14 protein-coding genes are annotated in these 20161 nt (G+C 71.6%); 3 read left to right on the forward strand and 11 right to left on the reverse strand.

Going from position 1 to position 20161, the window contains the following annotated elements; all coding sequences use genetic code 11:
- Positions 1–287: 287 nt before the first annotated feature.
- On the reverse strand, positions 288–2411 hold the full coding sequence (locus tag ABZ490_RS16210) for a DNA topoisomerase IV subunit B (protein WP_358989756.1): 2124 nt from the start codon (positions 2409–2411) through the stop codon (positions 288–290).
- 444 nt (positions 2412–2855) lie between these two features.
- On the opposite strand from ABZ490_RS16210, the gene ABZ490_RS16215 reads away from it, so the two are divergent.
- Complete coding sequence (locus ABZ490_RS16215) at positions 2856–3086, forward strand: hypothetical protein (RefSeq protein WP_067247462.1); 231 nt, start codon at positions 2856–2858, stop codon at positions 3084–3086.
- A gap of 165 nt (positions 3087–3251) precedes the next feature.
- Here ABZ490_RS16215 and ABZ490_RS16220 read toward each other — a convergent pair whose 3' ends face one another.
- The 7 genes from ABZ490_RS16220 to ABZ490_RS16250 form a co-directional block, all read right to left on the reverse strand.
- Entirely contained in the window at positions 3252–4142 is an 891-nt protein-coding gene (locus ABZ490_RS16220; protein ID WP_358989758.1) for a serine protease, read from the reverse strand.
- 175 nt (positions 4143–4317) lie between these two features.
- The gene (locus ABZ490_RS16225; RefSeq protein ID WP_358989760.1) at positions 4318–5868 is read right to left on the reverse strand and encodes an RNA polymerase sigma factor; all 1551 of its coding nucleotides are present in this window, start codon (positions 5866–5868) and stop codon (positions 4318–4320) included.
- Between the two features lie 433 nt (positions 5869–6301).
- Positions 6302–7189, reverse strand: coding sequence for an FCD domain-containing protein (locus ABZ490_RS16230; RefSeq protein WP_358989762.1), 888 nt, complete (start codon positions 7187–7189; stop codon positions 6302–6304).
- 163 nt (positions 7190–7352) lie between these two features.
- Entirely contained in the window at positions 7353–9413 is a 2061-nt protein-coding gene (locus tag ABZ490_RS16235) for an ABC transporter ATP-binding protein (protein ID WP_358989764.1), read from the reverse strand.
- 143 nt (positions 9414–9556) lie between these two features.
- A complete protein-coding gene (locus ABZ490_RS16240) occupies positions 9557–10315 on the reverse strand; it encodes an NUDIX hydrolase (protein ID WP_358989766.1) in 759 nt (252 codons plus the stop codon).
- A 131-nt stretch (positions 10316–10446) separates the two neighbouring features.
- Positions 10447–12372 (reverse strand): glycogen debranching N-terminal domain-containing protein, encoded by a 1926-nt coding sequence (locus ABZ490_RS16245; protein ID WP_358989898.1) that lies wholly within the window; start codon positions 12370–12372, stop codon positions 10447–10449.
- Positions 12373–12783: 411 nt separating this feature from the next.
- Positions 12784–14418: a DUF4192 domain-containing protein gene (locus ABZ490_RS16250; RefSeq protein ID WP_358989768.1), complete on the reverse strand. Its 1635-nt coding sequence runs from the start codon at positions 14416–14418 to the stop codon at positions 12784–12786.
- Positions 14419–14540: 122 nt separating this feature from the next.
- Between ABZ490_RS16250 and ABZ490_RS16255 the strand changes: the two genes are divergently transcribed.
- Together ABZ490_RS16255 and ABZ490_RS16260 are read left to right on the forward strand one after the other, a co-directional pair.
- Complete coding sequence (locus tag ABZ490_RS16255; RefSeq protein ID WP_358989770.1) at positions 14541–16721, forward strand: RecQ family ATP-dependent DNA helicase; 2181 nt, start codon at positions 14541–14543, stop codon at positions 16719–16721.
- A gap of 255 nt (positions 16722–16976) precedes the next feature.
- A complete protein-coding gene (locus tag ABZ490_RS16260; protein ID WP_358989772.1) occupies positions 16977–17597 on the forward strand; it encodes a hypothetical protein in 621 nt (206 codons plus the stop codon).
- Between the two features lie 387 nt (positions 17598–17984).
- Here ABZ490_RS16260 and ABZ490_RS16265 read toward each other — a convergent pair whose 3' ends face one another.
- From ABZ490_RS16265 to ABZ490_RS16275, 3 genes are all read right to left on the reverse strand, one after another.
- A complete protein-coding gene (locus ABZ490_RS16265; RefSeq protein WP_358989774.1) occupies positions 17985–18611 on the reverse strand; it encodes a hypothetical protein in 627 nt (208 codons plus the stop codon).
- 68 nt (positions 18612–18679) lie between these two features.
- Positions 18680–19381, reverse strand: coding sequence for a ribonuclease HII (locus ABZ490_RS16270; protein ID WP_358989776.1), 702 nt, complete (start codon positions 19379–19381; stop codon positions 18680–18682).
- 94 nt (positions 19382–19475) lie between these two features.
- Positions 19476–20099, reverse strand: a complete 624-nt coding sequence (locus tag ABZ490_RS16275; protein ID WP_358989778.1) for a TetR/AcrR family transcriptional regulator — start codon at positions 20097–20099, stop codon at positions 19476–19478.
- Positions 20100–20161: the final 62 nt, after the last annotated feature.

Here is a 20161-nt window from a genome sequence, read left to right on the forward strand (position 1 = left end):
TGAGCGAGAAGGGGTGCCGGCGGCGAGCGCTGCCGACGCCTTCGACGCTACGGATTCGCGCAGGCCGGGGGATCGGAGCCAGGGTGGATCATGGGTTGATTACCGCGGTGGTGGAACTCCACCCCCGGGTGGAGGGACCGGCGCGCGAGCGGCACGGCGGAGCCGACGCCGGACCCTTCGTGGCCGGGAAACCGTGCGTCGGCGGGGACCCATGCGCCGACGGGGGCCGGATTCCTCGCGGAACCAACCCCCGTCGTGCCGATCTTCCTGCGGGCTCTGCCCGGCGGCTACGCGTCGATGCGTGACCGGTCGAGGGTCGCCGCCGAGCTGGAGATGAACTCCTTGCGCGGCGCGACGTCATTACCCATGAGCAGATCGAACACCTGCTCGGCCGCCTCCAGGTCGGAGAGGTTGATGCGGCGCAGGGTGCGGTGACGCGGGTCCATCGTCGTCTCGGCCAGCTGGTCGGCGTCCATCTCACCGAGACCCTTGTAGCGCTGGATGGAGTCCTTGTACCGGACACCCTTGCTCTGGAACTCCATGAGCTTGTCGCGCAGCTCACGGTCCGAGTAGGTGTACACGTACTTGTCCTGACCCCGCTTGGGCTGGACGAGTTCGATGCGGTGCAGCGGCGGCACCGCGGCGAACACCCGGCCGGCCTCGACCATGGGCCGCATGTAGCGGTGGAACAGCGTCAGCAGCAGGGTCCGGATGTGGGAACCGTCCACATCGGCGTCGGTCATCATGATGATCTTGCCGTAGCGGGCGGCGTCGATGTCGAAGGTGCGCCCGGAGCCGGCCCCTATGACCTGGATGATCGCGCCGCACTCGGCGTTCTTGAGCATGTCGGTCACGGACGACTTCTGGACGTTGAGGATCTTGCCCCGGATCGGCAGCAGCGCCTGGAACTCGGAGTTCCGGGCGAGCTTGGCGGTGCCGAGCGCGGAGTCTCCCTCGACGATGAACAGCTCGCTGCGGTCGACGTCGTCGCTGCGGCAGTCGGCGAGCTTGGCGGGCAGCGAAGAGGATTCCAGGGCCGTCTTGCGGCGCTGCGCGTCCTTGTGCTGACGGGCCGCGATGCGGGTCCGGGCGGCGGCGACCGCCTTCTCCATGACGACGCGGGCCTGGGCCGCCGCGTCGCGCTTGGTGGAGGTCAGGAACGCCTTGAGCTCCTTGGAGATCACCGTGTTCACGATGCGCCGGGCCGCCGAGGTGCCGAGGACCTCCTTGGTCTGACCCTCGAACTGGGGTTCGGCGAGGCGGACGGTGACGACCGCGGTCAGGCCCTCCAGGGCGTCGTCCTTGACGATGTCGTCCTCGGCGACGCGCAGCATCTTCTTGGTGCGCAGGACCTCGTTCATGGTGCCGGTGACGGCCGTCTCGAAGCCCGCGACATGGGTACCGCCCTTGGGGGTGGCGATGATGTTCACGAAGGACTTCAGGGTCGTGTCGTACCCCGTGCCCCACCGCATCGCGACATCCACTTCGAGCTCGCGCGTGACCTGCGTGGGGGTCATCTGCCCGTGCTCGTCCAGGACGGGGACGGTCTCCCTGAACGTGCCCTGCCCGGTGAAGCGGAGGACGTCGCAGACGGCCTTGTCCGTGGCCAGGTACTCGCAGAACTCGCTGATGCCGCCGTCGAAGCGGAAGGACTCCTCGCCCTTGCTGCCGCCCTCGCCGAGTCCGTACTCGTCGCGGACGACGATGGTCAGGCCGGGCACCAGAAACGCGGTCTGGCGGGCGCGCTGATGGAGGTGCTCCAGGGAGAGCTTGGCGTCCTTGAGGAAGATCTGGCGGTCGGCCCAGTAGCGCACGCGCGTGCCGGTGCGGGCCCTGGCGATCTTCTTGGTCTTGCGCAGGCCGCCCTGGGCCTCGAACTTCGCGTCGGGGCCGTCCGCGCCAAAGGCGCCCGGCACACCGCGCCGGAAGCTGATCGCGTGCGTGTGCCCGCTGCGGTCCACCTCCACGTCGAGGCGGGCCGAGAGGGCGTTGACGACGGAGGCGCCGACGCCGTGCAGACCGCCGGAGGCGGCGTAGGAGCCGCCGCCGAACTTGCCGCCGGCGTGCAGCTTGGTCATGACGACCTCGACGCCGGAGAGGCCGGTCTTGGGCTCGACGTCGACGGGGATGCCCCGGCCGTTGTCGCGCACCTCGACCGAGGCGTCGTCGTGGAGGATCACCTCGATGTGGTCGCAGTAGCCCCCGAGGGCCTCGTCCACGGAGTTGTCGATGATCTCCCACAGGCAGTGCATCAGACCACGGCTGTCGGTGGATCCGATGTACATGCCCGGGCGCTTCCGCACGGCCTCGAGGCCCTCGAGGACGAGCAGGTGCCGCGCGGTGTAGTTGGAACCGTCCCGGTCTGCTCCTGCCAGCAGCGCAGTGGACGGCACGGACGTTTCGGCGGTCACGCGGTTCGCTCCTCGCTGAATTTCAGGTGGGGCCCTTCTGGGTAAGGGCACGGCTTCGTTCGCCGCCAAGAGGGTACCGAGGCCTGGTAGAGCCGTTGTCACGCCACCCTCGTCTGAACTCAGACTAGTCCAGGGTCGCATGCGTGTTCGATCCCTCGTTGGAGTGAAGTACATATCACGTTCCCTTCGAGGCATGAACCATTTAGGCTCCGGGCACGTCCTCATGAACAAACCGGCAATCCAGCCGGGGAGGATCGAGACCATGACCGACAGCGCGAAACCGTAAGCACCACCGAGACGCAATACGGCACATTCGCCGCCAAACCGGCAGCAGACGGCCGCCTCGAAGATTTTTTTCGAGGAGAAGCCACGAGCGGGAACGTTTTGGGGCTGGTTGGATGTTGACCCTGGTACGACAGCTCGTCGAGCTAGAGAAGAGGCGACGTGACTACTGTTCTGACCCCCGCGAGCCCGCTGACGGCCGCTGACCGCTGCGACCGCTGCGGCGCCCAGGCGTACGTGCGCGTGGTCCTGCTCAGCGGCGGAGAACTGCTCTTCTGCGCCCACCACGGCCGCAAGTTCGAGCCGGAACTCAAGAAGATCGCCGCTGAAATACAGGACGAGACGGAGCGGCTGACGACCGTTCCCGCATCCGCCTCCGACGAAGAGCGCTGATCCGACGCGTCCACGACGAGCCAGCATCGGCACAGGCCGGTACTCGGGCGGCGGCCCCTCGAAACAGGGGCCGCCGCCCGCTCTCATGGCTTCCTGGTCACCCGACGCGCTTCCCGGGCGGCGCCGCGCCGCCCACAGAGGCGAGGAGAACCGGCTCAGGAGTCGTCAGGGGGTCTTTCCGGCCCCTCGTGGGGCTCTTGCCCCGTGCGGGTCTCTTGCCCCGTGCGAAGCCCCGCCCCGGCCGAGCACCCGGACGATGTCGGAGACGCGGGTGTAGACCCCGGGACTCTCCGGCCTCCCGCAGCCACTGCCCCACGACACGAGCCCGATCAGCCGGCCCTGTGCGACCAGCGGCCCGCCGCTGTCCCCCTGACAGGCATCCCGCCCGCCCCGCTCGTCCCCGGCGCACACCATGCTCGTCGAGAGGTACTTGCCGTCGGCGGAGCCCGGGTACGCCCGCTCGCACAGCGCGTCGGCCAGCACATGGACGTGAGAGGCCCGCAGTCGACGGGGATAGGCACCGAACCCCGTGGTGTCGCCCCAGCCCGTGATCACGGCCTCCGTCCCGGGCCGGTATGCCGTGTCGCCCGGTCCGGCCAGGGCGATGGCCGAAGCCCTGGGCAGGGGCTCGGCCAGGGTGAGCACCGCGAAGTCCCCGGCGTTGGTGCCGCTGTCGTAGGCCGGGTTCACCCAGGTCTCCCGGACGGCGATCTCCCGCCCCTCGTCCGTGTAGAGATCCGTACGGCCCGTGATGACCTTCAGATCGCGGGCCCGGTCCGGCGGTGCCCCCAGGACGTCCTCGGCCATACAGTGGGCCGCCGTGAGCACCGTCGTGGGATCCATCACGACACCGCCGCAGAACTGTCCCGACCTCATACGTCCGAACCGGTCACGGCTGGACAGCGCGACCGTCCACGGGCTCTGGGCGGCCTCGACGGGATATCCGCCCAGGACGACGTCGGAGGCCGCGGGGGCGGCGGACAGCAACGGTATGGCCACCGCGGTGGCCGCCAGTGCCACTGGCCGGGCCAGCGCCCGGACAAAGCGACGACGCATGCACACTCCTCACTCCGAAGTGATCGATGAACACCCAGAGTGATCCAGTGTGCGACACCCCGCGACCGCGCGCCCACGCCGAAAATCCCCTCTCGGACCGGAGGCCCGGCTCCCCGAGGGGAGCCGGGCCTCCGGCGCCGGACGGACACGACCTGGGTCGTGCCAGCGATCCGGCCTAGTCGAGGTAGTCGCGCAGCACCTGCGAACGCGACGGGTGGCGCAGCTTCGACATGGTCTTGGACTCGATCTGGCGGATGCGCTCGCGCGTCACGCCGTACACCTTGCCGATCTCGTCGAGGGTCTTCGGCTGACCGTCGGTGAGACCGAAGCGCATCGAGACGACGCCCGCCTCGCGCTCGGACAGGGTGTCGAGGACCGAGTGCAGCTGCTCCTGGAGGAGCGTGAAGCTGACGGCGTCGGCCGGGACGACGGCCTCGGAGTCCTCGATGAGGTCACCGAACTCGCTGTCTCCGTCCTCACCGAGCGGGGTGTGCAGCGAGATGGGCTCGCGGCCGTACTTCTGGACCTCGATGACCTTCTCCGGGGTCATGTCGAGTTCCTTGGCCAGCTCCTCCGGCGTGGGCTCGCGGCCCAGGTCCTGGAGCATCTGGCGCTGCACGCGCGCGAGCTTGTTGATGACCTCGACCATGTGCACCGGGATACGGATGGTGCGGGCCTGGTCGGCCATGGCGCGGGTGATCGCCTGACGGATCCACCAGGTGGCGTACGTGGAGAACTTGTAGCCCTTGGTGTAGTCGAACTTCTCGACCGCGCGGATGAGACCGAGGTTGCCCTCCTGGATGAGGTCCAGGAAGAGCATGCCGCGGCCGGTGTAACGCTTGGCCAGGGAGACCACGAGACGGAGGTTGGCCTCCAGGAGGTGGTTCTTGGCGCGGCGGCCGTCCTCGGCGATGATCTCCAGCTCGCGCTTGAGCTTCGGGGCGAGCTTGTCGGCGTTGGCCAGCTTGTCCTCGGCGAACAGACCGGCCTCGATGCGCTTGGCGAGCTCGACCTCCTGCTCGGCGTTGAGCAGCGGGACCTTGCCGATCTGCTTGAGGTAGTCCTTGACCGGGTCGGCGGTGGCACCGGCGGCAGCGACCTGCTGCGCGGGCGCGTCGTCCTCGTCCTCGTCGGAGAGCACGAAGCCGGCGCTCTCGGCGCCCTCGGGCTCGTCGCCGCCCTTGGGGGCGTCCTCGAGGACCTCGTCCTCGATCAGCTCGGCGTCGTCCTTCTTGGCGGTGGTCTTCTTCGCGGCCACCGTCTTCTTGGTGGCCACGGTCTTCTTCGCGGCCGCCGCCTTCTTGGCGGGCGCGGCCTTCTTGGCAGCCGCCTTCCTGGCGGGGGCGGCTTCCTCTGCGGGGTCGTCCACGGCGGGTGCGGCCGGGGCGGCCGCGGTGGTGGCGGTGGCCTTCCTCGTGGTCACCGTCTTCGCCGCGACCGTCTTGGTGGCGGTGCGCTTGGCCGGACTCTTCGCTGCGACGCTCTTTCGTGTGCGCTTGGGCTCCGCGGCACTGACCATCAGCGTCACACCCTCTTCCTCGAGGATCTGGTTGAGGCTGCGCAGTACGTTCTTCCACTGAGTGGCCGGAATCTGGTCAGCTTCGAAGGCCCGACGCACATCGTCGCCGGCGATCTGCCCCTCAGCCTTTCCCCGCTCAATGAGCGCCATGACAGAGACGGACTCGGCGATCTCCGGCGGGAGCGTACGGGATGTGCTGGCCGACACGAACAACCTCTCGGAACGTTGGAAAACGGCTTCCGGCCCCGTCCACGGCGGACAGGAGCCGACCATCGGCCTTGGGGGTGGACCGACGGTGCGGGCGGGGGGCCGGGAAGATGCACAGCGCCTTGAACGGCGTCCGTATTCCCTCCGCGGCTGTCACCTCTTAGGTCATCGCGTTGTTTCCACAAGCGTTACGCCCAATCTTCGTGGCCCGAGTCACACCGCGTAAGCACTCAAAAACGGCCAGACACGGGCAGAGGTGGTCACCCGTAGTACGTACCCAGGTTGCCGCGATCCACCCCGGTCCGTGTCGCACCGTCGGACCCCGCGGCCCCTGAGCGGGGTTCTGCGGGGTCCGACACCGAGGGCGGGGAGCCGGCCGAGGAGGGCGGAAAGGGGGGCCGACACCCCCGGTCACGCTTCCCGCGGCGGGCCGTCAGTGCTCGCGCGGCGCCGGCACGACGCGCTCCACCTCGGGGTGCACGGTGAGGAGCTGCCGCATGGCCGCCTCGGCCGCGCCGCCGTCGGCCGCGGCCAGGGCGTCGACAATCCTGGCGTGGTGCGCCAGGGACGCCTCGGTCGGCCGGTCGCAGCCCGTGACCGGACCGCCGGACACCTGCAGAGCGGCCGAGACGATCCCCGAGAGGTGCTCCAGCATGCGGTTGCCGGCGACCTGGATGAGCAACGTGTGGAACTCGGTGTCGGCCCGGGAGTACGTGAGCGCGTCGCCCTGGCCCATCGCATGTCCCATGATCTCGACCATGTCGCCCAGCCGCTGCTGGATGTCGTCCCGCCCGTGCCCGGCGGCGAGACGGGCGGCGAGCGGCTCGATCGTCCAGCGCAGCTCGCTCAGCTCGCGCCGCTGGTCGTCACGCTGCGGTCCGAAGGCCCGCCATTCGATGATGTCCGGGTCAAGCAGATTCCAGTCACTGACGGGACGCACGCGCGTGCCGACGTTCGGCCGGGCACTGACCAGGCCCTTGGCCTCCAGCACGCGCAGCGACTCGCGGACGACGGTGCGGGACACCTCGAAGCGCTGGCCGATCTCCTCGGGCACCAGCGGACGGTCGGCACCGAGGTCACCCGAGACGATCATCTGGCCGAGCTGCTGGACGAGTTGGCCGTGCAGCCCGCGTCCGCGGCTGCCCGCGGTGCGCCGGCCCACGCGGCCCAGCTCGGGGTCCGCGGCCTCCCAGACAGGGGTTCCCACGCGGTCCGCCACGGGAGCGTCGGCGTAGGGGTAGCGGTCGAGTTCGCCCGGGCCGGCCAGACCGGAGTCGGCGGAGCGGGCGGCGGTCATCATGGTGTGCGCAAGGGTACTCACGCATCCTTTGTCGGCGTCGCCTCCAACTCCCTTGAGGTCTTTGGTGAAAAGCACACGAAAGGGTGATCGCTCACCCCGTCGCAATTGACGCCTTATCGGAAAGAAACGGGCGTTCTCCGGGTAGTTGTGCACACGCCAGGACAGGATGAGTGCACAACAGCCGTCATCGGACCCTGCTCCGCAGGTTCACCAGCACGTACGCGCCCAGCAGCGCGGCCAGCGACAACGCCATGGCCCCGCCCACGGGTTGGGCGATCACGCGCAGCGCCGCGAACAGATAGCGTTCTCCGCCGAAGGGCCACTGGACGAGCAGCACCTCGCGCAACCGCAGCGAGAATCCGGCCGCGGTCCGCACGGATGCGTGCTCGGCGGCCCTCTGTGCGACGGGTACCACGGCTACCGGTACGGCCAGCACGGCGGCGAGTCCGGCCGTGGTCGACCGGAAGACACCGGCCGCGAGGACCCCGGCCCAGGCACAACCGACCACGAGGGCGAGCCAACTCGCGCTCAGCGAAACCCACTCGGCGGGAACCTTCGCGAGCTCCCGGCCGTAGAGGAGATAGAGCATCTCGGCGTCGCAGCCCACGGTGAGGAAGGCCAGCAGCAGCGCGGTGAGCCCGGCGACCAGGAGCTTGGCTCCGAGCAGCCCGAGCCTGCGGGGCACGGTGCCGCGGTCGGCCGCCAGGGCGGGGTGGCGGAACTCGTCCCCGAAGGCGAGCGCACCGAGCAGCCCCGCACCGAGCGCCGCCGGCGGCAGCGGCAGCTCCACGGGCCACGCGGCGAGCAGCCGCGCCTGCGACGTGTGTCCCGCACGCGCCTGGAGTACGGCGATGACGGCGGACGAGAGGAGCACGGCGGCGCCGGTCAGGAAGCCGGTGCCGATTCCGGCGGCACGGCGGAGTTCGTAGCGCAGGGGGCGCAGGGGGCTGGGGGCGGAGCGGACGGAGATCGGGGGCGGCAGGGCCGACGCGGAGTCGAGGTCCTCCGGCATCGTGGCGAAGCGTGACGTCCGGGACCGGGACCGGCGTCGGTCTCGCAGGATGCGGCCGGACTTCCTCGGCGACCGGGGTCCGTCTCCGTCGGGGTCGGCGGCAGGCTCGGGAAAGGCCAGTTGCTCGGCGACCACCAGCGGCAGAGGCAGCAGCTCGGGCCTGGTGGCGAGCGCGGGAGCCGTGACGCCGTCCGGGACCGGAGCCGGGGCGGAAACCGGATCCCCGCCCTCCGCCTCCGCACCGCCCGCCTCCGCGCCGCCTTCCGCCTGTACGGCGCCTTCCTCGCCTGCGCCGCTCTCCGTCCGTACGACATCGGAGTCCCGCGAGCCGGAGGGGCGCGGCTCGGGTACGGCGCGCGGGCCCATGTCCCCTGTCTCGTCGGCGAGTTGGTGGACGAGGATGCCGTGCCGGAACGCCGCCTCGCCGACCTCTGCGCAGGTACTGCCGTACACGCAGAGCCGGTTGCCGTCCTCCTGGACGATCTCGACGGAGCGGTGCCCGGTGCGCGCCTCCTTGGTGAGCTGGGCGGCCAGGCGGGCGGCGTGCGGGCTCCGGACCGCCACACGGGGGCGCAGTCGGGTGCGGGCGAAGTCGGCGACGTCCTGGTCGGCGACGAGCCTGCCCTGTTCGAGGGTGACGACCCGGTCGGCCGTGCGGACGGCCTCCTTGGGGTCGGCCGTGGTCATCAGCACCGTGCCGCCGTGCGCCGCGTGCGCACGCACCATGCCGTGCAGCCAACGGTCTTCGCGGCCGGAGAGTCCCTCGGCCGGTTCGTCGAGCACGAGGGTGTGCGGGTCGGCGAGGAGGGCGCAGGCGAGCCCCAGCCGCCGGTCCATGCCCCGGGACAGGGTGCCGAGGCGCTCATCCCGCAGGCTGATCAGGCCGACCACCTCCAGCACTTCGTCGGCGCGGCGGACCGGGACCCCGGCGGCCGCGCAGAGCATCCGCAGATGCCCGCGGACGGTACGGGCCGGGTGCCCCGGCACATCGCCGAGCAGGACTCCGACCTCGCGGGAGGGGTGGGCGATGCGGTGCAGGGGGCGGCCTCTGAAGTAGGTGAGACCACGGCCCTGTTGGAGTTCGAGCATGAGTCTGAGCGCCGTGCTTTTTCCCGCACCCGGCGCTCCGAGCAGCACGGTGACGCGGCCCGTACCTGCCTCGAAGGAGACGTCGTCGACGGCGGCTGGAAGCTCCTTGCGGGAGTCACTGGTCAATCCGAAGGCCTGGATCACCTTTAGGAAGATAGCGCGCCATATACGGTTTTTCCGGACACAGCATGGCCGACGGGGCGGGACATGTGGACACGTCGGTCCCGTTTCTCCTCAGCTGGGGAACCGACTCCCTTGGCCGGGTGAGTAGTTGCGGTACCCCGGCGTCACACTTCGGGACGCAGCATCGGCGGGTTGAGCAGCGTCGCGCCCCCGGCGCGGAAGAGCTGGGCGGGGCGGCCGCCCTGGCGGGTGGTGGTGCCCCCGGTGGGGACCAGGAAGCCGGGGGTGCCGGTGACCTTGCGGTGGAAGTTGCGTGGATCGAGGGCCACGCCCCAGACCGCCTCGTAGACCCGGCGCAGCTCGCCGACCGTGAACTCGGTGGGGCAGAACGCGGTCGCCAGCGAGGAGTACTCGATCTTGGAGCGGGCCCGCTCCACTCCGTCCGCGAGGATGCGTGCGTGGTCGAAGGCGAGGGGCGCGACGGGTTCGCCGTCACGGCCGTAACCACCCTGCTGCAGCAGTTCCTCGACCGGCGCCCAGCGGGCGTTGCTCGCGTCGCCGCCGGCCCTCGGGGCGGGCAGGTCGGGGGCGAGGGCGAGGTGGGCGACGCTGACGACGCGCATCCTGGGGTCCCGGTCGGGGTCGCCGTACGTGGCGAGTTGTTCCAGGTGGGCGCCGTTGTCCTGGGCCGGGGCGTCGGGGTCGTGGGCCAGCAGTCCGGTCTCCTCCGCCAGCTCCCGCGCCGCCGCCTGGGTGAGGTCCTCGTCGGCCCGTACGAAGCCGCCCGGGAGCGCCCATCTGCCCTGGAACGGGGCCTCTCCGCGGCGCACCGCCAGTGCGCACAGGGCGTGACGGCGCACGGTCAGTACGACCAGGTCCACTGTGACGGCAAAGGGCGGAAAGGCTGACGGGTCGTAGGGCATGCGGCGATCATAGTCGTCTTCCTGACGATAAACACACCCTTCGCCGGACGCTTCGATGGCTGATCCACTTCGGTACGGCATCGCGGCCACCGGCCGCCGCCGGGTCCCGTTCCGTCCCTCGTCATCCGAGGTCACAGTCCCAATTGCAGTCCTTCGGCCGCTTCCTCGACCAGGGCGAGACCGAGTCGGCTGACCCGTACGGAGAAGGGCTCGCCCGCGACCCGTAGTCCGGTCAGGCCGATCTCGCCCAGGGGGGCGCTGCGCTGGGGGCGCAGGGTGATCGTCCCGGCGGGCGCGTCGGGCCGGATGCCGGCCGCGGTGGTCAGCAGCAGGACCCCGGCGGCGGCCGAGGTGGCGGCCGGGCGGCAGGCGGCCGGATGGGGGACCGGGAGGCTTCTTTCGGTGCGCTGCTCCCCGGCGTACATCTCCGGGAGGCGGTACCCGAACGCCTCGGCCGCCGCCAATACCCCGCCCAGCAGTCCGCCCGCCTCCTTCTCGTAGCCCGCGGCGGCCAGACCCGCGACGGCGATCGCCGTCTCGTGGACCCGTACGGCACCGCCACGGTGGCCGAACGGGTTGTGGCCCGCCTCTTTGGCGCTCAGGCTCCGCAGGCCCCAGCCCGAGTCCATCGCGGGGCTGCCGAGCAGCCGGGCCAGGCTCTCGGTCTGCACCTTGTCGAGGAGTCCCGGGGCCATGACACCGCCTCCGAGCAGACCGGTGTCGAGGAGGTGGACCGCTGCGGCACCCAGCTGGGGCACCGGTCGGCCGTCCGGGGTGAGCGCCGCCGGTGGTCTGCCGCCGGCTCGGTCGTCGAGCCAGAAGTCCCGCCGGAAGACGGCCCGCAGCCGCCGCGCCCACTCCCGCAGCCAGACCGTGTCGGCGCTCTCCCTGCCACAGGTCTCGAGCAGGTCGGCGCCCAGCAGGGCCGCCCGATGGGCGAGTGCCTGGGTCTCGCAGCGGACGGGCCCGCCGGGCTGGGGGTCGCGCAGATACGTCCCCTCCCCCACGGCGGTCCGCAGCCAGGCAAGGCAGCGTTCGGCGCTCGGCAGCAGCTCCTCCGTGTCCTGCGCGGACAGCCCCCAGCGGCGGGCCTCGGCGAGGAGCACAGGGAAGAGCAGGGTGGCCTCGGTGCCGGTGCAACTCGGCGGCAGACGGGCGCCCGCGTCCCGCCGCGGACCGGGGATCATGCCGTGGCGCGGTCCCTGCTCTGCGATCTGGGTGCGGGCGAGGGTGCGCAACGTGCCTGCGGCGAGCCGGGTCCCGAGAGGCAGGGTCATACGGGCTGCGGCGAGCGCCTCGGCGGGGGCCGGACCGCAGCGCCACGGCGCCCCCGCCGCGAGATGGGCGTCCGCGGGGTGGGCGGGGTCGCGCACCAGCAGGGCCTGGAGATCCTCGATGCTCGTGGCCATGAGCGCCGCCAGGCGTGGGTCGTCCCCCGTCGCACGGGCGGGTGACAGGGGACTCGTGGCCGCGCGGCCGACGGACCGGACCGGTCCCGCGCCGTCCGGGCGGACCTTCAGTTCCACGCGGACGCTGCCGCCGGGGGGCAGGTCGATGTCCCAGCGCAGCAGTCCCGCGGCGGCGATCGCGTCGGCCGGTGGCGGGTCGGCGGTGACGCTCGAGGTGCCCGCGGAGGACGACCAGCACAAACCGGCGTCACGGACGTGGGCGGGGAGTTCCGGTCCCACGGCGCCGGCCGCGATCGCCGCGATGTCGGCGAGGTCGGTGCCCAGCGCCACCTCGACCGGCAGGCGCAGGGGCCGTGTGGCGGCGCTGCGCAGGGTGATCAGTTCCGTGCCGTCCGCGCAGCGGCTCCGTTCGACGACGACGTCCGGATCGGGCCCGCCGTGCGGGGTGACGCGCACCGTGGCCGTGAAATGCGCCCGGTCGGCCGAGATCATCCGCGCCTGCACCCCGAGCGGTTCACGGCCGGCCACCCGTACCTGGCAGCGCGACAGGATGCGTCGGCCGGCCCGGTAGAAGCCCTCCAGTCCACGACCGGTCAGCTGCCCCTGCTCGGTGGAGACGACGAGGCCCGGCAGGGCGACGCAGATCATCGCGGTGTGGGTGGGCGGCAACTCTCCGACGGGCGGGAGGGCCGACGGGCCGACGGATCTCCCGGGGGTGTGCCGGCTCTGGCCGGTGAAGGCGCCCGCGGGGTCCTCAGCCCGATGAGCGGGCGAGGCGGGTCGAGCGGTGGAGGGCGGAGTCGGCTGGTGCATGAGGTGGCTTCCTCTGCTCTCTGTGCGCCTCGGACAGGGGCGTGGCCGGTGACGGACTCCGGCGCTGCGGGTGCGCTGTGGCGGTGCGTTCGGGTGCGGGTCTACCGCCACTCAGGTGAACGGGGCTGGACTCTCCCAGGTCACGGCCTTGACGGGCGGACCCCACCGATCGGCGGTGGGTCGGGCGCGGCGTCCTGCGGGCGGGACGGCGGGACACGGCCGCCGCCGTCAACGGCTCGACCCGGTTCACCCCTCGCCCTTGGTGTCGTCCCCGTCGGCCCGCACGCCCTCGGGGCAGGCTCCCCGGCGCCGGGCGGAAGGCCTCCCGGCGGCGCGCGGGCGGGAGCCACCCCTGTCGGCGGGGGCAGGGCGCGTCGAGGGCTTCCGGGGGCGGCCGGCGTGCGTGCCTGGTCCGCGCCGTGTCCGCGCGGTCTCGGGGGCGCTGTTCTCCTCCCCGGCGGCGGCCGGATCGTCCGCCTCGCGTGCCTGTGCTGCACGGGCCTGACGCTCCCCGCGCTCCGAGCGCAGACACCGGCGTACCGATTCCGGGTCGAGCCCCTCGTTGCAGGCCTGGTGCAACAGACGGGCGAAGAGGTAGTCGGGGTCCGCGCCCAGGGCCATGGCAAGGGCCTCACGGGCCTCGAGCTCGTCGCCGCCGGACCAGGCGACCCAGCCTGCGAGAGTGAGCGGCGCGGCGGCGTGTTCGCCGAAGGGGCCGACGCAGCGGCGGGCCAGTGCGCGCCACAGGCGCAGGGCGGGCGGCGCCTCGTCACCCTCCATCCATTCCGCCGCCCGGTCGCGTGTCACCCGGTCCTGGAGGCCGAGAATCAGCGCGGCGGCTTCGTCGCAGCCGAGCAGTTCGTCGTCCCTGTGGTCCGCCTCGGCGTTGCCCAGGACGACGGGTGCTTCGGCGAAGCGCTCGATGAGCCGTCCGGCCCGTTCGATCGTCTCTTCGGCGACCACCGCGCGGTTGTTGTCGTCGAGCATCCTCGTGACCAGCGCGATGTTGGCCGTGTCCAGGGCGACCTCCTGCTCGATTGCGACGCGCGTCTCCAGGGGCAGCAGCCGGGCGCGCAGCTCACGCAGGGTGCCGCGGACCTGGATTCCGGCGTAGGTCGCGGCCGCGGCCAGCACGGAGGTGCCGGGCAGGCCCATGGAGGTTCCCTCGACCGGGCAGCAGTTCTCGGGTGGGCAGCAGTAGGACCAGAATCGGCCGTCGGAGATGCAGAGCGCCTCGATGACCGGGGCGTCGAGCTTCCCGCAGGCCACCCGCAGGGCGCCGGCCAGGGGCTTCAGCCGCGCCATGACCTCGCGGCCCGTCTCGCCCTTCGCCGGGTCCTGGCAGAGGTAGGCGACCATCTGAGCCGGGCGGGCGCCTCGCCGTTCGCCTCCCTTCACCAGTCCCTCCGCGAGCTGCCGGGCGACGGCGGGCCAGTCGCCGGGCTGGGCGGGGATCCCGAGCCTGGCCCGGCCGCCGAACCGGCCCCGGCCGGCCCGGTCGCTGAGCGCGACCAGCACGATGCTGTCCTCCGGGCGGTATCCGAGCAGGTAGGGCAGGGCGTCGGCGAGTTCGCCCGGGGTGCGCAGGGTGACGTGGTGGGCGGCGGACCCACCGGTGTAGGGGGTGCTCGCGTCGTAGGGGGTGTGGCTGATGTAAGCCAAGGGGCCGTCGTACGGGGGCGCGTCGTCGCAGGGCCGCTCGTCGCTCTCGACGGACGCGTCACCGCAGGGAAGCGTGTCGCCGTGGCCAAGGGTTTCGGCGTACGGAAAGGCCTCGCCGTGAGCGGGTCGGCCGTCGTGGGACACGGGCCCGTCGGGCTCGCCGCGTCCGGAAATGTCACCGTTTTCGAAGGAGCCGGTCGTTTCGCTGTGGTTCGTCATGCCCCGACGATCTCGCGGATCACTACCCTCCGCTTCGACCTGTGGATAAGTCCAATCAGGGACACATCAATCGGGCGTTCCGGGCGCCGCTCGGGCCCGTTCTGTCAGAGCCGTCCTGTTGTATGGGAGGTATGGAGCACGAGCACACGAGCAACGCGGATCTCCGGGCGGACGCCGACGCCGTTCTCGCCCGCCTCGTCGGCGGCGGCGCGGGCGCGGCCAGACTGCGCGAGGACCAGTGGCGGGCCATCGAGGCGCTGGTCGCCGACCGTCGGCGGGCCCTGGTCGTACAGCGGACGGGATGGGGGAAGTCCGCGGTCTACTTCGTGGCGACCTCCCTGCTGCGGGCCCGTGGCTCCGGCCCCACCGTGATCGTCTCGCCGCTGCTCGCCCTGATGCGCAACCAGGTCGAGGCCGCGGCCAGGGCCGGTATCCACGCACGGACCATCAACTCCTCCAACACGGAGGAGTGGGAGACCGTCCAGGCCGAGATCGCCTCGGGCGAGGTCGACGTCCTGCTGGTCAGTCCGGAGCGGCTCAACAACCCGGACTTCCGCGACCAGGTGCTGCCCGAACTGGCGGCCGCGACCGGCCTGCTCGTGGTGGACGAGGCACACTGCATCTCCGACTGGGGGCACGACTTCCGGCCGGACTACCGCAGGCTGCGGACGATGCTCACCGATCTCCCGCCCGGGGTGCCGGTGCTCGCGACGACCGCGACGGCCAACGCGCGCGTGACCGCCGACGTCGCCGAACAGCTGGGAACGGGCGGCTCGTCGGACGCCCTGGTGCTGCGCGGCCCGCTGGACCGGGAGAGCCTCAGCCTGAACGTGCTGCGCCTCCCCGACGCCGCACACCGGATGGCCTGGCTCGCCGACCATCTCGACGAACTGCCGGGCTCCGGGATCATCTACACACTCACTGTGGCCGCCGCCGAGGAGGTCACGGCCTTCCTGCGGCAGCGCGGGCACGTCGTCGCCTCGTACACGGGCCGGACGGAGAACGCCGACCGGCAGCAGGCCGAGGAGGACCTGCTGGCCAACAAGGTCAAGGCCCTGGTCGCCACGTCCGCGCTCGGCATGGGCTTCGACAAGCCCGACCTGGGCTTCGTCGTGCACCTCGGCTCCCCGTCCTCCCCCATCGCCTACTACCAGCAGGTGGGACGCGCCGGCCGTGGCGTCGAGCACGCCGAGGTGCTCCTGCTGCCGGGCAAGGAGGACGAGGCGATCTGGGAGTACTTCGCGTCGCTGGCCTTCCCGTCCGAGGAACTCGTGCGCCGCACACTGGACGTCCTCGCGCGCGCGGAGCGGCCCCTGTCGCTGCCCGCGCTGGAGCCGCTGGTCGAGCTGCGCCGCTCCCGGCTGGAGATCATGCTCAAGGTGTTGGACGTGGACGGCGCGGTGAAGCGGGTCAAGGGCGGCTGGACCGCGACCGGCCGACCGTGGACGTACGAGACCGAGCGCTACGCGTGGGTCGCGCGGCAGCGCAAGGCGGAGCAGGAGGCGATGCGCGCGTACGCGTCGACGACCGACTGCCGGATGGAGTTCCTCCAGCGACAGCTCGACGACGAGGGCGCCAAGCCGTGCGGACGGTGCGACAACTGCGCGGGGGCCCGCTATGCCGCGGAGACGTCCAACGCCGCGCTGGACGCGGCACGCGTGGATCTGGGGCGTGCGGGGGTCGAGGTCGAGCCGCGCCGGATGTGGCCGACCGGCCTTCCCTCGATCGGCATGGATCTCAAGGGGCGCATTCCAGCCGCAGAACAGGCGCAGCCGGGACGCGCTCTGGGGCGCCTCTCGGACATCGGCTGGGGCAATCGGCTCCGTCCGCTGCTCGCCTCCCAGGCACCTGACGGCCCGGTACCGGACGACGTGGCCACAGCGGTGGTGGGCGTACTGGCCGACTGGGCGAAAGGGCCCGGCGGTTGGGCTTCGGGAGCCGCCGACGCCGTTGCGCGCCCGGTCGGCGTGGTCACTGTCGCCTCCCGCACCCGGCCGCTGCTGATCCGGTCGCTGGGGGCGCGGATCGCCGAGGTCGGGCGGCTGCCGCTGTGGGGAGCGGTGGAGTACGCGGCCGACGCGGCACCGGTCCCACGCAGCAACAGCGCCCAGCGCCTCAAGGCCCTTCACGGTCTGCTGGAGGTACCGCCCGCGCTCGCCTCGGCGCTGGCCGAGGCCCCGGGACCGGTCCTGCTCGTGGACGACTTCACCGAGACCGGGTGGACGCTGGCGGTCGCGGCACGCATGCTGCGGCGCTCCGGCGCTCGGGCGGTGTTGCCTCTGGTGCTGGCTGTGCAAGGTTGATCACACACCGAGTGCGGAAGGTACGGGTACAGCCGTCCCACGCGTCCGCCCATGAATCACTGGGTAGGGATATAAGACACACACTGCCCTATAACGGTCTGTGGCCCCAATTGCTCGTTGCCGCATCCAAGTTCGACAGGAAGAATTGAGGTCCGCTCCCCGCACGGCTGGCCCGTAGTCCGGTAGGGCTCTGCTGCGGCGTGCGCTCCCCCCAATCCGACCCGCCCGCAGTGGGCCGTAGCCGAAGGGAGGATCGTGACCCTCGGATTCGCTCCGTCCTCGGCAGCCTCGTTGTCGTCGTCCACGTCCGCCGCTTCCGCCCATCGTTTGCTCGAGCCCGCGGAGTGGTCCGCGGCCGGCATCCCTTTGCTGCGCAACCCGCGCGAAGTGGTCAGCGGGCTGCACTCGCGGCACCGGCCGGGGCCGGCCACCGCGATCGTGGCCGTGCTCGATCCCGACGAACGGGTGTGCGCGAGCGCGTCGTTCACCCGGCGTCAGGCACCTGCCGACGGCTGGATGTTCCGTAACTCGCTGCTGGCCCAGCTGCGCCGGGTCATCCCGCACGACCTGCGGCGGCGTACGCCGGTGCGGACCGCGGTGCTGCTCTACTGCCGCGACGGCGACGCGCGCTGGACGGAAGAGGACGGGGCGTGGATGTGGGGTCTGCGTGACGCCTGCACCCTGCACGGGCTGCGCTGCGGGGCGTACATCACGCTGACCCGGGACGGCTGGCAGGTGCTCGGGGAGGGGCGCGGAGGACGTCGTCCCAACACGGATTCCGCTCCGGAACCCTTCGGTCTGTCCGAGGCGCCGCCTCCGCTGCCGCGTACCGGCGGCGCGATGTCGGAGGTTCTGCGCCGCGCGGCCGCCCGCTGAGCGGATCGGACGGTACGGCGCCCAGGACGGCCCCGGACCCACCTCGGTGAGTCTCGCGTCGGTGCGTCTCAAGCGTGGCACTGCTCGGCCCCGACCCTGAAGGGCATCCGGCCTCCGGAGCGGGCCGCCTCCTCACGCCTCATGCCGGCAGGTGATCTGCCGGACCTCGGCGGACCCCGAGCCCTGCCGGCTGCGGTGTCCGCCCACCGAAGCCTCCGTCGCCCACCGGGGCGGCCGCCCGGCTGCGGTCATCCGGCGGCCGGATCACGGGCATGCCGAAGCGCGCGCCGAGACTCACGTCGTCCGCGCACGCGAAAGCACACCGTGGAGGTGCCGCGGCAGCGAGGCCTGCCCGGCCCCGGCGCCTCCTGGTCCACCGGGTTCGGCTCAGACTCCTGCGCCGAGCACCGTGTTGATCTGCTGCGGGTCTCCGCAGCAGATCAGCAGGGAGCCGGCCCGGGTGCGAGCCGTCGACAGAGCCGCAGCAGCGGACTCCGCGTCACCGTTGACGGCGACCACGACGACGGGCCGCACGCCCGCGCGGCCCGCGGCGGCGCCATCGGTGTAGAAGACGTCGTCCCCGGCGTCGTGCTGCGCCCAGTAGGACGCCTCGCCGAAGGACAGTTCATGGACGGCCCACGGGTGCTGTTCACCCGTGGTGACCACCAGGACGTCACCCGGGGCGCGCCCCGAGTCCAGGAGCAGGTCCACGGCCTCCTCGGCGGCGTCCAGCGCACCCTGGGCCGAGGCCGGGATCAGCTGGATCTGGGGAGTCGCCGAAGCGGGCGCGGGAGTGGCCGGGGCCGAGGGCCCGGGCTTGGGGGCGGCGTCACGCGGGGTGCGCTGCACCGGCGGCGCGGGCCGGAGGGGGCCGGGACGACCGGGACGCGACGGAGCCGCGGGACGGGGGCCGGGTACGGGTCGAGGGGTCGGCGCTGTACGGCCGCTGGCCGGAGTGGCGCGGGGACCCTGGGCACTCTCGTGAATCTGAGGCTCCTCGGGAATGAGAGGCATGGGCTGATTTTTATCAAACATTGGTGCGGCTCGCGCCGGTGGGTGGCACATCAGTGCGAGCGGAATCGTCAGAAGTCGAAGCCGAGCTGACCCTCGATCTCCGGAACGCTTCCGTCCGCCCAGCTGCGGGCCTTCTTGAGGTGCCGCCACTGGGGCAGCGCATCAAGATACGCCCACGACAACCGGTGGTACGGGGTGGGGCCCCGCTCCTCCAGTGCGGCCTTGTGCACGGGCGACGGATACCCGGCATTGTCCGCAAAACCGAAGTGTGCATGCTCGACACCCAGTTCGGCCATCATTTTGTCGCGCTGAACCTTGGCGATCACCGAGGCCGCCGCGACCGCCACGCACGAACGGTCGCCCTTGATGACCGTACGGACCTGCCACGGGGCACCGAGGTAGTCGTGCTTCCCGTCGAGGATCACCGCGTCGGGCCGGACCGGCAGCGCCTCCAGCGCCCGCCCGGCCGCGAGCCGCAGCGCGGCCGTCATCCCCAGGTCGTCGATCTCCTCCGGGGAGGCGTGTCCCAGGGCGTAGGACGTGACCCACGTCCGCAGCACCTCGGCCAGCGCGGTGCGCCGTTTGAGGGTGAGCAGTTTGGAGTCGGTGAGACCGGCGGGCGGGCGACGCAGTCCGGTGACCGCCGCGCAGACGGTGACGGGGCCGGCCCAGGCTCCGCGGCCCACCTCGTCGACACCGGCAATGACCTTCGCTCCGGTCGTTGCGCGGAGGGAGCGCTCGACGGTGTGGGTGGGTGGTTCGTACGGCATGGCGCCCTTAGCGTACGCCGCCGAGATCCCCTCGCGACACCCCGGTTCGCCACGACCGCCGACCCGCCCCGGACCGGCCCGTCCCCACCATGGTTCAGGAGGCGTCCGGACGCAGCAGCGGAAGCATGAGCCGGTCGATCATCTCTTCGAGTTCTTGATCGCTCCATTCACTTCCGCACACCTTGGATCGGTACATCATCATGGCCGGAATGGCGTCGAAGACATAGCTGTTCGCAGCCCCGGCCCCCACCTCGCCCCGCTCGATTCCACGGGTGATGACCTCGTGCAGCATCCTGACGGCCGGCTCGACGACCCCCTGGACGATCAGCCCCCGGAACCGCTCCGACTGCGATGGATCACATTCGTGAATGATCGAACGCAGCGCGAAGCCGGGGCGCGAGAACATCGCGTCCCGTGCCGTCCGGCACAGCGCCACCAGGTCCTCACGCACGTTCCCGAGGTCGGGTGCCGCGTCCAGCCGGGGCAGCTCGGCACTCAGCGCGTCCGCGACGAGATCCTCCTTGGACGGCCAGCGACGATAGACGGCCGCCTTTCCGGTCTGCGCCCCGGCGGCGACTCCCTCCATCGTGAGGCCGTTCCAGCCGACGGTGCCGAGCTGCTCCAGCGCGGCATCGAGGATCGCGCGTTCGAGCACGGCGCCGCGCCTCCGAGGGGAGGCCGTCCGGGCAGGTGCGGCCGTCCAGCGCGAAGTAACCATCCGAGTGTCTCCAGGCGAGCAGAGGGGGCGGGGAGTTCGAAGCGGTGCGGGGGTGCGGCCGC

This window comes from Streptomyces sp. NPDC005811 (genome assembly GCF_040630405.1).
Taxonomy (GTDB): domain Bacteria; phylum Actinomycetota; class Actinomycetes; order Streptomycetales; family Streptomycetaceae; genus Streptomyces.

Bases quoted from the DNA above. Each gene is read 5' to 3' on its own strand.
- ABZ490_RS16220 (WP_358989758.1), bottom strand. From the start codon at position 4,142: ATGCGTCGTCGCTTTGTCCGGGCGCTGGCCCGGCCAGTGGCACTGGCG.
- ABZ490_RS16240 (WP_358989766.1), bottom strand. From the start codon at position 10,315: ATGCCCTACGACCCGTCAGCCTTTCCGCCCTTTGCCGTCACAGTGGAC.
- ABZ490_RS16245 (WP_358989898.1), bottom strand. From the start codon at position 12,372: ATGATCTGCGTCGCCCTGCCGGGCCTCGTCGTCTCCACCGAGCAGGGG.
- ABZ490_RS16250 (WP_358989768.1), bottom strand. From the start codon at position 14,418: ATGACGAACCACAGCGAAACGACCGGCTCCTTCGAAAACGGTGACATT.
- ABZ490_RS16255 (WP_358989770.1), top strand. From the start codon at position 14,541: ATGGGAGGTATGGAGCACGAGCACACGAGCAACGCGGATCTCCGGGCG.
- ABZ490_RS16265 (WP_358989774.1), bottom strand. From the start codon at position 18,611: ATGCCTCTCATTCCCGAGGAGCCTCAGATTCACGAGAGTGCCCAGGGT.
- ABZ490_RS16270 (WP_358989776.1), bottom strand. From the start codon at position 19,381: ATGCCGTACGAACCACCCACCCACACCGTCGAGCGCTCCCTCCGCGCA.
- ABZ490_RS16275 (WP_358989778.1), bottom strand. From the start codon at position 20,099: ATGGTTACTTCGCGCTGGACGGCCGCACCTGCCCGGACGGCCTCCCCT.